11 protein-coding genes are annotated in these 14,251 nt (G+C 62.2%); all 11 read left to right on the top strand.

Translation table 11 applies throughout. The features are described from left to right. Nucleotides 1-13: 13 nt before the first annotated feature. The 11 genes from M1E10_RS22960 (at nt 14) to M1E10_RS22910 (ending at nt 14,251) form a co-directional block, all read left to right on the top strand. The gene (locus M1E10_RS22960; RefSeq protein ID WP_499175098.1) at nt 14-1,546 is read left to right on the top strand and encodes an ABC transporter substrate-binding protein; all 1,533 of its coding nucleotides are present in this window, start codon (nt 14-16) and stop codon (nt 1,544-1,546) included. 61 nt (nt 1,547-1,607) lie between these two features. Beyond that, complete coding sequence (locus M1E10_RS22955) at nt 1,608-2,531, top strand: ABC transporter permease (protein ID WP_499175097.1); 924 nt, start codon at nt 1,608-1,610, stop codon at nt 2,529-2,531. A 5-nt stretch (nt 2,532-2,536) separates the two neighbouring features. Then, nucleotides 2,537-3,382, top strand: coding sequence for an ABC transporter permease (locus tag M1E10_RS22950; RefSeq protein ID WP_499175096.1), 846 nt, complete (start codon nt 2,537-2,539; stop codon nt 3,380-3,382). 6 nt (nt 3,383-3,388) lie between these two features. Further along, nucleotides 3,389-5,137, top strand: a complete 1,749-nt coding sequence (locus M1E10_RS22945) for a M14 family metallopeptidase (protein ID WP_499175095.1) — start codon at nt 3,389-3,391, stop codon at nt 5,135-5,137. A 431-nt stretch (nt 5,138-5,568) separates the two neighbouring features. Further along, on the top strand, nt 5,569-6,084 hold the full coding sequence (locus M1E10_RS22940) for a putative pterin-binding protein (RefSeq protein WP_499175094.1): 516 nt from the start codon (nt 5,569-5,571) through the stop codon (nt 6,082-6,084). Beyond that, nucleotides 6,081-8,255 carry an ATP-binding protein gene (locus tag M1E10_RS22935; RefSeq protein ID WP_499175093.1) on the top strand — a complete coding sequence of 725 codons (2,175 nt, stop codon included), beginning with the start codon at nt 6,081-6,083 and terminating at the stop codon, nt 8,253-8,255. The genes M1E10_RS22940 and M1E10_RS22935 overlap by 4 nt, the downstream gene beginning before the upstream one ends. An 11-nt stretch (nt 8,256-8,266) precedes the next feature. Continuing rightward, nucleotides 8,267-9,361, top strand: coding sequence for an HD domain-containing phosphohydrolase (locus M1E10_RS22930; RefSeq protein ID WP_499175092.1), 1,095 nt, complete (start codon nt 8,267-8,269; stop codon nt 9,359-9,361). A gap of 268 nt (nt 9,362-9,629) precedes the next feature. Next, on the top strand, nt 9,630-10,985 hold the full coding sequence (locus M1E10_RS22925; RefSeq protein WP_499175091.1) for an ABC transporter substrate-binding protein: 1,356 nt from the start codon (nt 9,630-9,632) through the stop codon (nt 10,983-10,985). Between the two features lie 64 nt (nt 10,986-11,049). Continuing rightward, entirely contained in the window at nt 11,050-12,360 is a 1,311-nt protein-coding gene (locus tag M1E10_RS22920; RefSeq protein WP_499175090.1) for a carbohydrate ABC transporter permease, read from the top strand. Continuing rightward, nucleotides 12,354-13,196, top strand: a complete 843-nt coding sequence (locus M1E10_RS22915; RefSeq protein ID WP_499177280.1) for a carbohydrate ABC transporter permease — start codon at nt 12,354-12,356, stop codon at nt 13,194-13,196. The genes M1E10_RS22920 and M1E10_RS22915 overlap by 7 nt, the downstream gene beginning before the upstream one ends. After that, on the top strand, nt 13,196-14,251 hold the full coding sequence (locus tag M1E10_RS22910; RefSeq protein WP_499175089.1) for an ABC transporter ATP-binding protein: 1,056 nt from the start codon (nt 13,196-13,198) through the stop codon (nt 14,249-14,251). The genes M1E10_RS22915 and M1E10_RS22910 overlap by 1 nt, the downstream gene beginning before the upstream one ends.

The following is a 14,251-nucleotide window of genomic DNA, read 5'->3' as shown; positions in this document are numbered from 1 at the left end:
GAGGAACAGATACATGACCATAATGAAACGGGGACTTCTATCGGCAGCCGTCGCGCTGGCCATGGCCGGAACGGCGTTTTCCGGCCCGGCGCTGGCCGCCGGCAAGCTAACGCTTTCGAGCTCGCAGGATCCAGGCAGCTGGGACCCGGTCGACACCTTCCTGGTCGCATGGGCTGCCGTCTCCACCAACATCTTCGACGGCCTGACCTACCGCGGCCCCGACATGGAGCTGGTGCCCGGCCTTGCGGAAAGCTGGGAAGAGCTGGACGAGGGCAAGCGCATCCGCTTCACGCTGCGCCAGAACGTTTCCTTCCACAACGGCGAGCCCTTCAATGCCGAAGCGGTGAAGTACACCTTCGACCGCCTGCTGGGCGAAGAAGGTGCCAAGGGTCCGCAGCGCTCGAACTACATCGCGATCGAGAGCGTCGAGGTCATCGACGAGTATACGGTCGACATGAAGCTCACCACGCCGGATCCGGTTCTCCTGACGAAGCTTGCCGGCTACGGCGCGATGATCGTTCCGCCGAAGTACATCGAGGAAAAGGGTGAGGACTTCTTCAACCTCAACCCGGTCGGTACCGGCGCCTTCAAGTTCGTATCCTACCAGCCGAAGGTCGCCATCAACCTGGAAGCCAACGCCGACTACTGGGGCGGCGCGCCGAGGCTCTCCGAGCTCGAGTACCGCTTCATCACGGAGCCGGCGACAGCCGTTGCCGAGCTGCAGGCCGGTCGCGTCGACATCGTCATCCCGCCGATCATTCCGATCGGCATGATCCCGGTCATCGAAGCCGACGATAACCTCGAGATCGTCAGCGTGCCCGGCCCGACCGTCGATGCGCTGCGCTTCAACACCCGCGACGGCATCACCGCCGACCCTCGCGTGCGCAAGGCGATCATCATGGCGGTCGATCGCAAGACCATCGTGGAATCGATCCTTGCCGGCCAGGGCGCCGAGATCGCGACCTTCCAGAGCGCGCTCTCCTTTGGTCATGACCCGGAACTTGTTCCGCTGCCCTACGATCCAGAAGCTGCCAAGGCACTGCTTGCAGAAGCAGGCGTTGCTGCCGGCACGCCGCTGCAGATCGACATCCGCGGCAATGATGCCACCATGAACGAAGTGGCGCAGGTCGTGGCGAGCTTCCTGCAGATGGTCGGTATCAACGCCACCATCCAGCCCTATGAAACGAACGTGCTGCTGAACGACATCATCCCGCAGGGCAAGACCGGCGCGATGTTCCAGCAGAAGTGGGGCGGCTGGACCTTCGACTACGACAACACGGCCTACTCGATGTACCACTCGGGCGAAAAGTGGAACCCCTACGAGAAGGACGAAACGCTCGACGCACTGCTGGAGTCCCAGCGGCCGCTGACCGATCGTGCCGAGCGCGAGCGGATCCTGAAGGAAGTCGGCGCCTATATCGCCGATCGTGCGCTGGAGCTTCCGCTCTACAACTCGAACGCCATCTACGGCGTCTCGAAGCGGGTGCAGAACTTCACGGCAGCTCCGGACAACCGCCTGAAGCTGACAGACGTCACCGTCGAATAATCGCCAAACCGGTGCCGCCCGGCTCGCGGGCGGCACCCCACTCGACTTCAAGGAAAAGAACGTGGCCGGCTTTCTTCTCAAACGCGTGTTGCAGGCGATCTTCGTCGTCATCGCCATCACACTGCTCGTCTCCTTCGCTATCCGGCTGACGGGCGACCCTGCCGTGACCATGTTCCAGGGTGGCGGCAGCATGACGGAGGACGATCTGGCGCGCATTCGTGCAGCGCTCGGAACCGACAAGCCGTTTTTCGTCCAGTACTTCGATTTCCTCAAGGGCATCCTGACCCTCGACTTCGGCCGCAGTTTCGTGGGCGGGACGCAGGTCTCGACGCTGATCGGCAATGCCATTCCGGCCACGCTGATGCTCGCCTTCGTCTCCATGGCGATCTCGATCGTGCTGTCGATCCCGCTCGGCATCATGGCCGCAACCTCGCGGGGCAAGGGGCTGGATCAGGCGATCCGGATCTTTTCGCTGATCGGGCTGTCCTTCCCCAATTTTTGGCTGGCCACCATGCTGGTGCTCTTGTTCTCGATCACGCTTGGTCTCCTGCCACCGAGCGGAATGGGCGGCATCGAGAGCTACATCATGCCCGGCGCCACGATGGCGATCATCCTGACGGCCACCAACGTCCGCCTGGTGCGCACCACCATGCTTGATACGCTTCAGTCGCAGTACGTGATGGTGGCCCGCGCCAAGGGCTTGAGCGAGACGAAGGTGCTCTACAAGCATGCGCTGCGCAATTGCGCGATCCCGCTCATCACCTATTTCGGCCTGCAGTTCGGCGGCCTGCTGGGTGGCATCGTCGTCATCGAGCGGGTCTTCAACTGGCCAGGTCTGGGAACGCTGGCCTTCGACGCCGTCGGCGCGCGTGACTACCCGGTCCTGCAGGCCGTCATCACCGTCCTTTCGCTGTTGATCGTCGGCATCAATCTCCTGGTTGATATCGCCTACGGGCTCATCGATCCCCGCATCCGCACGGAGTAAGCACCATGGCCGCAAAAACTTCCCCCCTGCAGCGGTTCTACAGCCTCGAGTTCATCCTCGGCGCCTCGCTCACCGTCATCATCTGCGGTGCCGTGCTTCTTTCGGACGTGCTCTTCCCGGGCGCCGAGAAGGTCAACCTGCTTTCCCGCCTGGTGCCGCCCTTCAGCGACATGACGCATATCTTCGGGACCGATCCGCTGGGCCGCGACGTGCTGGCGCGCGTGGTGGCGGGTGGCAAGATCTCGCTCCTGGTCGGCTTCACGTCGGTCATCGGCGCCGTCATCTTCGGCGTGCTGATGGGATTGATCGCCGGCTACTACCGCGGCTTCTGGGACATGCTGGTCATGCGCTTCGCCGACCTGCAGCTCGCGATGCCCTTCATCCTTCTCGCCATCACCTTCATCGCCATTGTCGGCGGCAGCCTGACGAACACGATCATCCTGCTGATCGTTTCGCAGTGGGTCCAGTACGCCCGCGTGGTGCGCGGCTCGGTCCTGACCCTGCGGGAGCGGGAATTCATCCTGTCGGCCCGTGCCATCGGCGTGCGCGACTGGCGGATCATCATTCAGCACCTGCTGCCGAACCTGATCGGGCCGGTGATCGTGCTGATGACACTGAACGTCGCCAACAACATCCTGCTGGAAAGCAGCCTGACGTTCCTCGGGCTCGGCGTCGATCCGACGATCCCGAGCTGGGGCGGGATGCTGGCCGATGGCCGGACCTATCTGCAGACAGCATGGTGGGTCAGCGTCTTTCCGGGCCTTGCCATCCTTCTGACGGTGCTCGGTCTCAACCTCCTCGGCGACTGGCTGCGCGACAGCCTCGACCCGACCGGCAGAAGCTCAAGGTAATTTCCCATGACCAAGATCCTGACGACGTCATTCGAGCGCACGCTCGACCAGTTGGTGGCGGGCGCGGTGGCCGGCCAGTCCTTCGAGGCCTGGACCTTCGACGACCGCAACAGCCGCAGCGCGGCGGAGCGCCGACTGGCGGAGAGGGGCGTGACCGCCCGCATCCGCAGCGCCTACAAGCCGCTCCTCTACACCTTCCTCGAAGAGGTCGACCTGCGCGGGGTCGAGGCGATCGAAATCCGCTATCCGGTGCATCCCGACGCGCCGCGCAACCGGTTCCGTCTCGAGGCCTATCCGCTGGCGGCACTCGTCGGCGATGCGAAAATCGATTTCGTCGAACGCGCGGACGGCGATTTCCACTACGACGTGCTGCTGACGCGGGCTGCCGGCGTGAAGATGCTGAAGGTTCTGGCGCCGAACCGCGTGCATGTCGATATCGTCGGCGAAACCAATGTGTCGCCGACAGGCTGGTATCGCGCCGCCGGCGACGAACAGGGTGAGCGCGTGGAGACGGACTACGAGGCGCTGTTTGCGGCGTCGATCGGTGCTGTCGCCGATCAGGATTGGGGCTCGGAGGAACCCTATTTCGAGGAGTTGAACATCCGGGTGGCGCATCCTGCCGAGGACGAGCCGCTGGCAGTGGGCGACGAAGTGGTCAGCCTGCGCGAGGCGCTTCACGAGGACTTCTACTTCTCGCTGCTGGAGTTCTTCCAGAAGAAGTCCGGTCGGCCGCTCGGCGATCGCGGACTGAAGCCCGGTCAGATCGTGCCGGAGATCGTCAAGAGCCAGGGCGAGATCTCGGTCGCGATTGAAGTGAGGCCGCTCTCGATCCATTTCCTGGACGGTGACGAGCAGGATGCCGACAATGCACGGGAGCCGCTGGCGGCCGCGCAGGTTGCCAAGCTACTCGGCGCGATCGATGGCGAGGCCTTTGCGGCAAGCTCGCGCTCGGGGCGCAGCGTTTCCGCCCGTTATGTGGCCGGTCACGATGTGCCGGTGATGATCAGCGGCGGGCAGCACCCCAACGAGACGACCGGTATCGTCGGGGCCCTGCGCGCGGCCGACAGGCTTCGCCAGATGCCGGAGGCCCACTTCACCATCTCGCCGCTGGAAAACCCGGACGGCTATGCCATCCACCAGCGCCTGAGGGTTGATAACCCGCGCCACATGCATCATGCGGCGCGCTACACTGCCCTTGGCGACGATCTCGAATACCGCACGCCGGAGAACGCCGGACCGCATCTGAACGAGAAGGAAATCCGCTTCAAGGCGCAGGAGATCAGTGGCGCGGCGCTGCACGTGAACCTGCACGGCTATCCGTCGCACGAATGGACACGACCGCTGTCGGGCTATGTGCCGCGCGGGTTCGGGATGTGGACGCTGCCGAAGGGGTTCTTTCTCATCATGCGGCATCACGCCAGCTGGGAAGGTGAGGCCGAAGCGCTGCTCGACCGGGTCACGCGCCACCTCGGCGCCATCCCGGGTCTCCTCGACTACAACAACCGGCAGATTGCCCTCTACGAGATCCATGCGGGCGAGACGGGGTTCCGGATCATCAACGGCTTCCCGTGCCTGTCCTCGATCGACGACCGCCATACGGTGCCGATGACGCTGATCACCGAGTATCCGGACGAGACCATCTACGGTGACGCGTTCATCGCCGGCCACACCGCCCAGATGGAAACCGTTCTTTCCGCCTATGCCGCCTGGCAGGAAATCCTTCCCGCCAGACAGGCCGCCGCAGCCTCCTCCTGACGGGGTCTGCCTTTGACAGGGGAGGTGGAGCGTTCGACACGTTCCACTTCTTCCGTCAGTGCACCTGCACTCGATTGCCTGAATAGGTCTCGCGGTTCTGCCGTGAAGGAGCTCTCGGTCCATGAGGAGGGCTCTCTACGACTGACTGTCGCGCACAGATCTCCACCAATTTCAGTTCTTCAGATGACTGCTACATGACGGCTGGTGCGCGACACGTCCGTCACTCAGACGATTTCCTGTCGATCCGGCGTAATTTAGCGGTTTGCTTTAAAAGCGGTATACATTTCTACGTTAGAAATCAGGGTCTGCTCAGACCCACGACCACCAGCATGATGCGGCGGTAGACACGTCAAGGCCTCGGCCTCTCGTTCGGCAGGATGATGTTTCAGTCAAACAGCTCGGCCCAGATATGGCCGACATCCGGGCGCCCCATGCACAGCAGACTGCTCTCCAGGTTTTTCGGCTTCTTCGCTGCAGCGATGTCGGTCGCACTTCCAGCCATGGCTCTGGAGGCTCCCAAAGGTCCCGTCGTGCTGACGGTGTTGTCGCCGGTGCTCGATCATCCCAACGTCGGCGCGACCGCACAATTTGATCTGCAGATGCTGGAAGCGCTCGCCGGGAGATCTGCGACGGTCAGGACGCCATGGACATCGGGAGAGGTCGAGTTCTCGGGGCCATACCTGCGGAGCGTCCTGGAGGCAGCCGGTGCCAGGGGAGCAAAGCTTCGCATCACCGCTCTCAACGACTACTACGCCGATGTGCCGATGGAAGACGTTGCTGAACTGGACACAATCCTGGCCACCCGTCTTCACGGGAAGACCATGTCGGTTCGTGAAAAGGGGCCGCTCTTCCTCATCTATCCCTTCGACCTGGATCCAAATCTTTACAACGAGAAGTACTTCTCCCGTTCCGTCTGGCAGATCGTGAAAATCGAGGTGTCGGATTGAGCGAAGTTTCCGATACCGACGCCATCCGGAAGGCAAGCAGGGCGACCGCCGTCCTGCAGACGTTCTCCGTCGTCCTGCTGCTCGGGCTGGCGGTGGTTTTCGCGCTGATCTCCAACCGCTATTCCAGCCTTCAGGACGGCATCCGCGAGAATGCACTGTGGTCGATCTATCAGCTGGATCGGGAGACGAGAAAGCTGCACGAGACGATGCACGATCTTACGACGCGGCGGGACTATGACCCCGACAGCCTTCGTCCGGCTCTGCTACGCTACGACATCCTGTATTCGCGCATGGCGATCCTCAACTATGGCGATTTCGACCCGAAGTTCGGAGGCGACAGGGACGCTGCTCCGCTGCTTTCATCGATCCAGTCGAGCATTACGGCCATCGAGCCGGTCTTCAACGAGATTGCCGCCGCAGGCAGCACATCGGAAGCGTCGTTTCAGGCCGCGAAGGTTCAGGTCATCCGCCTGATGGCCGATACCGAAGATCTTCTCCTTTACGCCAACAGCGCCGTCAGCCTGGATCGCGCCGAAAACAGATCACAGCTGCTTTCCCTGCAGGTCAAGTCAGGCCTTCTCGTGATCCTCCTCGTCGTCTGTGTCGGCGTCCTTGTCCATCTTCTCCGGCGGCAGTTGCAGTCGGTCAGGGCTGCGGGATCGAAGCTCAAGGCGATGACGGGAGACCTGGAGCTGGCCTACCGTGCCGTCGAGAGTGCCAACCAGGCGAAATCTCAGTTCCTGGCGACCATGAGCCACGAGGTTCGCACGCCGCTCAATGCCATTCTGGGCACCGCCGAGCTGCTCGATCTGTCGGATATCCCCGCCGCTGCCCATCACAGCGTTGCAACCATTCGTCGCTCAGGCGAAGCGCTGCTCGAGATCATCAACGAGATCCTAGACTACGGCAAGATCGAGAACGGCATGCTGGAGATCGAGGCCCGGCCGACGGGGATCCGGTCCGTCGCCTGCTCGGCGCTTGGCATCGTGCAGGACCGGGCGCGGGAGAACAGGAACCTCCTGCAGTTCGAGATCGATGAGGACCGCGTGTTTCCAGTGATCCTCTGCGACCCGACGCGCCTGCGGCAGGTCTTGCTGAACCTGCTCAGCAATGCCTGCAAGTTTACCTCCGACGGCGTCATCACGCTCACGATCAGCCAGTTTCAGGCGGATGGCGGCGACCGGATGCGGTTCGAGATCTCCGACACCGGCATCGGCATCGACGAGGACGGCATCGGGAAGCTCTTCCAGCCCTTCAGCCAGGTGGATGCCTCCATCAACCGGCGTTTTGGCGGGACAGGCCTTGGTCTGACAATCTGTCGGCAGATCGTGGAGCGCCTGTCGGGCAAGATCGGCGTGTCGAGCATACCGGGAAAAGGCAGCATCTTCTGGTTCGAGATCCCGGCCACCGCTGCCGAACCCGAGGCGGGAGCAAGCGATGTCGCAACGACAGGCCCGCGGGAACTTCCACAGCTGAAGGTGCTCCTCGTCGAAGACAACAAGGTGAACCAGGATGTGGCGAAGGGTTTCCTCCTGCGCCTCGGCCAGCACGTCACGGTGGCCAGCGACGGGCTGGAGGCAGTCCGGGAGGTGAGCGAGGGAGACTTCGATCTGGTGCTGATGGACATGCAGATGCCTGTGGTCGACGGACTGGAGGCCACGCGGATGATCCGGGCACTGCCTGGCCTGGCGCGACTGCGCATCATCGCCATGACGGCCAATGCCTCCGATGACGACCGGCGGCTCTGTGCGGACGCCGGAATGGATGGTTTCCAGTCCAAGCCGATCACGATGGCAACCCTGCGCAAGATCGTTCTTGAGACAGCCACCGTGGCGCCAGGGGCGCGGACCGTGGTTCAGGAGGAGACGGGTTTTGAAGCGCGTCGCCTGGAGCTCGTCGAGGCGCTTGGTAATGACGGTTTCAAAGAGCTTCTCTCGGACTTCTTCGAGGATGCGGTGAAGCTGCTCGCGCAGATCAAGACTGCGGCAAATGAGGGCGACGTGAAGCGGACTGAGCGACTGCTGCATTCGCTTCGGGGAGCCTCGGCAAACCTCGGTTTCACAAGTGTTGTCAGCTCATGCTTGGCTCTGGAAGCGTCAGGTTTGGCCGCCACCGAAGTGGACGCCTTGGCGGCGACCTTTAACGAACAACGGCGCCGCGTAGCGGCATAGGGGAAATTTTGATGCGTATCCTGCTTGTAGACGACAATAGCACCAACCTCTCATTTCTGAAGAACCTGGTCGAAAAACTCGGCTACCATGTTCTGGAATATAGCTCCCCCGAAGCGGTTCTGGCGGATATGCCGGATCTCGACTACGACGTGGCGGTGATCGACTACCTGATGCCAGCCTATACCGGCGTCGAGTTGCTGGCGGAAATCTGTCGATTTCCGAAATACCGCGACAAGCCCGCCGTCTTCGTAACCGCCGACACGCAGATGTCCGTGCGGATGTCGGCACTGGATGCAGGCGCGATCGACTTCCTGACGAAGCCGGTCGACCCGTTGGAATTCCAGGCACGGATGCGCAACCTTGGAGCGCTCGTCGAGGCCCGCAATCAGCTTGCCGAAAAGGCGGAATGGTTGCGGCGGGAGGTCGACAAGGCGCTCAAGGAACTGCGGGCGCGGGAGGAGGAGATCATCGAGAGGCTCACCATCGCTGCCAGCTACAAGGATTCCGACACGGCCAAGCACACGAGAAGGGTCGGCGCCTTTTCGGAAGCCATTGCCAGCGCCTACGGTCTCGATCCGGAATACTGTCGAGACATCCGGTTGGCTTCGCCGATGCACGATATCGGCAAGGTCGGCATTCCGGACGCCATCCTGCTGAAGAGGGGCAAGCTGACCGAGCGGGAGTTTGCCGAGATGCAGCACCACACCCTGGTCGGACGCAGTATTCTGCAGGAATCGAACTGCAGCCTGCTGCAACTCGCCGCCGAAATCGCCGCCACCCATCATGAGCGGTGGGACGGTCAGGGCTATCCCAACCGCCTGTCGGGTACGGATATCCCTCTGGCAGGCCGCATCGTGGCACTTGCCGACAATTTCGACGCTCTGACCACCGCGCGACCCTACAAGGAAGCATGGAGCGTGGAGCGGACCGTCGAGCATATTCAGAAGCGCGGAGGCTCGCAGTTCGACCCGGCCTGCGTGTCGGCCTTCTTGATGGCGCTGCCGACGATGATGCGGATCATGCTCGAGAACATCGATGAGCCTCGGTGGTCCGATGCTCCGATCGCCACGGCTGAGCGCGGCGAAAAGGAACGCGCGGTCGCCTGATGTTCAGAGAGGTGAATCTGTAGGCCCAAGCGTCGGTCGGATGTGCTTCCAGCCGACGTAGTCCTCCGGAACGACCGGTTTAGCCTTACCCTGACCCTCAGCAGATGCGCCCCGCGATGTTTTTTGTACACGCGTGCAATTTGTCATTTGGATGTTATGCGAGGCCTCTAAAGCGGATCCGTTGATGATCGTTTCAACGCTTCTGCGGCATCTCGCGCACCGTTCGGCGGGCAGCAGAAGAGTCCATTTTCTCTTCGGAGGTTCAACCATGACCGTTGCTTCATTCATGAAATCCGCAACGCTGGCAGCGGCGCTGCTTGCGTCGACTGCGGTTCTTGCGTCCGCCAAGGATGTCACCATTAAGGTATGGGCCGGCGGCACCGGCCCCACCAACGACTACCGTATCGAAGCCATCAAGATGGCGGCCGATATCCTGGAACGCGAGGCGGTGATCCGCGGCGAAGAACTGAACATTACCGTCGACGGCCAGACCTGGACCACCTGGGACGATTTCAAGCAGGCGGTGACGCTGGCTGCTGAATCCAATACGGCACCCAACATCATCGTTTCCGGTCACGAGGACATCGGCACCTGGTCGCAGTCCGGCCTTCTGCGCCCGATCGAAGATTACGTCGATTTCGATGCCTGGCCGCTCAACCAGCTCTACCCGAACCTGATCGACGTCGCGTCCTTCGACGGCCGGATCTGGGGCATTCCGCAGGACGCCGAGTCGCGTCCCTTCTTCTTCTCGCGCAGCCACATGAAGGCGATCGGCTATACGGATGCCGATATCGAGGCGCTGCCGAGCAAGGTCGAGAGCGGCGAATACACGCTCTATTCCATGCTGGATGATGCCAAGAAGATGCAGGACGCCAAGCTCGTCGAACCGGGTAAGGGCTTCATGCCGCGTCCGTCGAACGGCACCGACTACTGGCAGTTCTACCAGAGCTTCGGCGGCGAGATGACCGACCGCGAATCCGGCAAGCTGGTTCTCGACCGGCAGGCGCTGACGGACATGTATCAGTTCTTCGTCGATGCGGTGGAGAAGGGCGTGGTTCCGGCGACCTACCTCGGGACCACCTGGGACAGCTGGCATGATGCGGTTGCCCACGACAAGGCCGGCATCTGGCATGGCGGCACCTGGCACAAGGCCGAGTGGGAAACCAAATGGGGCCTGACGGACTTCTTCGGCCAGATGCAGTACAGCCTCATCCCGGCCGGCAACGAGAAGGGTCGTGCCAACACGATCACTCATCCGCTGGTCTACCTCCTGTCCACGACAGGCACCGACGATGACGCGACGATTGCCGCCGAACTGATCACCATCGCTTCGGAGCCGCGCATCAACGCCCTGCATGCGGTTAAATCCGGCCACCTCGCCATCGGCACCGCCGAAGCGGACATTCCGCTCTATGCCAACGATCGCTGGACGACGGTTGCGACCGAGGCCCTGCTGCCGCACGCGACGTCGCTCCCGAACGATCCGGACTTCGGTGTTGTCTGGAAAGCCATGTACAAGGGGCTGGAAGCGTCGTGGACCAAGACGACCCCGGTCGCCGATGCCGTCAGCGGCGTGGAGAGCGAGATCAAGGCGACGCTGGGCGACAAGGTCGTCATCCGCTGAAGCCGATTGCCGGGCGGAGCTGATGTTCCGCCCGGCACCATTCCCTTAAATTTGAGAGATACCGATGCGTACGCGATCCTACATGGTCGGGCTCGCCTTCATGAGCCCTGCGCTCGTCGTGCTGATAGGGTTCTTCTTCCTCCCTGTGGTGCTGACGGCGGTGTTCGCCTTCACCAACATGAGCACGTCGACCGGCATCAGCGGCGGCTCCTATGTGGTGACGGGAAACCTGCTGACCACGCTGAAAGAAAACGGCGTTCCGGCGGAAGTCGCCGATGCGCTGGCCAAGGCGAGCTTCGTCGTCGATGCGGCAGGGATCGCCAAGGCCAGGGAGGCTGGGACCGATTCGGCGTTTCTTGCAGAGATCGAGCAGCAGTTCGGCGGCAGAACGTTTACGGATGAGCGTCTGTTCGAGCGCGAGCTGAAGGCGCTGCAGAACCGGCCGCGCTCGATCCGCGACCTGAAGCTTGCGGTCGACCAGTTCGAGCTCTCCATCCTCAATACCCGCTTCACCGGTGAAGCCACGGCGCGTCAGGCGATCGCCAAGTTCCTGCCTTCGGCGCCTGCCGATACGGTCGATCAGATCGTCGAGGCAAGCTACACCGGCTGGACCTGGACGACGGCCAATTTCAAGCAGCTGTTTTCCACCAGCGACACGTGGCGGATTGTGCTCAATACCGTCTTCTACGTGGCGGTCACGCTATCCTTCACGGTGTTCGTCGGCCTGTTCCTGGCCGTGACAACGTTCTATCTGCCTGCGGGCGCCGCAAGCGCGTTCAGCATGCTCTGGCTCCTGCCGCGGATCACACCGATCGTCCTCTATGCGGTCATGTGGAAGTGGTTCACCTGGGAGGGCGGCTTCCTCTACACCGCCGCGGATGCTCTCGGTCTGCCCGCCTTCAACTACATGACGGGCTCGGTGCCCACCGCCTGGACCATCGTCATCATGGTCAACGGCTTCATCGGTGCCGCTTTCGCAATGATCCTGTTTTCCAGCGCGCTCAAAGCCATCCCGGTCCAGCAGCTCTGGGCAAGCGAGGTCGACGGGGCGAGCCGCTGGCAGCAGATCCGATACATCATCCTGCCGCACCTGCGTTGGCCGATCCTCTTCGTGACGAGCTACCAGACGCTGTCGCTGTTGTCCTCCTACCAGGAGATATGGCTGACGACGAACGGCGGTCCCGGTCGCACCACGACCGTCTGGGCACTGGAATCCTTCAACACGGCGCTGAACAGCTATACCGGCAACCTCCAGTATGGCCTCGGTGCCGCCATGGCGCTCATCCTGGTCGTCGTCGGCGTTTCGCTGTCGATCATCTACCTCAGGCTGTTCCGGTTCGACGAGCTTCTCGGCCGGCCGAAAATCGAATTCTGAGGGAAGAGCAGATGACACGCAATTATTCCAACTGGCCGATCATCCTGGTGCTGCTCCTGATCAGCGCGCCGATCATCGTGATGTATGCCTTCCTGCTGATCGACACCGTCACCACCTCGCCGCCCGGCTCGGCGATCCCGAACGGCTTCACGCTGTCGCACTGGCGTTTCCTGATCGATCCGACCGCGACCGGCGACGTCTGGGGGCCGACGCTGACGACGATCCTGTTCACGGCGAGCATCGTCCTCATCGTGCTCGGGATCTCCTCTACCGCCGGCTACGCGTTATCGCGGCTCAATATGCCATTCCGCCGGTTCTTCCTTGGCGGCATTCTCGTCATGCACGCGTTTCCACTGGTGACCTTGATCATCGGCGTCTTCCTCGTGCTGCAGTACGTCGGCCTCTACAACACGCTGACGGGCGTGGTTCTGGTCAAGGCCGGGCTGATGCTGCCCTTCGGCATCTGGATCATGAAGGGCTTCTACGACACCGTTCCGTGGGAGATCGAAATGGCGGGCGTGCAGGATGGTGCTAGCCGGTTCACGGTCTGGCGTCGGCTGATCCTGCCGCAGGTCAAACCCGGCCTGTTCGCGCTGGCGCTGTTTGCGGCCATCGACGCCTGGGGCGAATACATGCTGCCGCGCATCCTGGCGCCGTCGGCCGATTTCGAGGTGCTGTCGATCTACCTGAACACCGTCTCGGACCCGGATTCCACCACCTACAACTTCAACCTCTTCAAGTCGGTCGGGCTGTTCTACACGCTGCCCATCCTGGCGCTCTACGCCATCTTCCGGGACCGACTGATGAACATTTTCGGCGGAGGCACGAAAGGCTGATGCAAATCGTCCTGAAAGATTTCACCAAGACATTCGACGGAAATACCGTCATCGACCGCATGAACCTGACGGTCGAGGACGGCGAGATGCTCGCCCTTCTCGGCCCATCGGGGTGCGGGAAGTCGACGACCCTTTTTGCCGTCTGCGGTATCCATCGGGTCAACGGCGGGCAGATCCTGTTCGGCGACCGCGATGTCAGCAATCTGCCGAGCCAGAAGCGCAATGTGGGCGTCGTGTTCCAGAACTACGCGCTCTACCCGCACATGAGCGTCTTCGAGAACATCGCCTTCCCGCTGACCGTTCGCAAGGACGGCAAGGCGGATGTCGATCGCGCTGTTCGGGAAATCGCCGAGCTGACACATATCACCGAACTCCTAGAGCGGCGTCCCGGCCAGCTGTCGGGCGGACAGCAGCAGCGGGTGGCGCTGGCGCGGGCCCTGGTGCGCAAGCCCGACGTGCTGCTGCTCGACGAGCCACTTGCCAACCTCGACGCCAAGCTGCGGCTGGAGATGCGCTCGGAAATCCGCCGTATCCAGCTGGAGACCGGAATCACCGCTATCCTGGTGACGCATGACCAAGTGGAGGCCATGTCGATGTGCGACCGGATCGCCATCATGAAAGGAGGCAAGATCATCCAGATCGACACGCCGAAGGATATGTACAGCAATCCGCGCACGTCCTTCGTGGCCGGTTTCCTGGGCAATCCGCCGATCTCCTTTCTCAAGGGGCGGGCGCAGGGAGGCAACTTCCTTCTCGATGGTGGCAGCCTGACGTTTCCGCTTCCCGTCGCCTCCGAGATCCCGGAGGGGATCGATCTGACGCTCGGCATTCGGCCGGAACACTTCGGCCGGACCGGCGATGTGCCGATCTTGGGGAAGGTGGTGTTTGCAGAGACGCAGGGACGCGAAAACCTGTATGATGTCGCCTTGCCGGACGGCTCCGTGCTGCGCTCGGTCCAGCCCGCGCAGGACGATGTGAGGGCAGGGGACAGCGTGAGCTGGAAGCTGGAGAGCGCCGCGGCGCTGGTCTTTGCCGAGGATGGCCGGAGACTTTAG

This window comes from Rhizobium sp. PK7-22 (assembly GCF_056530405.1).
The sequence above is the reverse complement of the archived record's forward strand: the minus strand, read 5'-3'. Positions and strand labels throughout refer to the sequence as shown.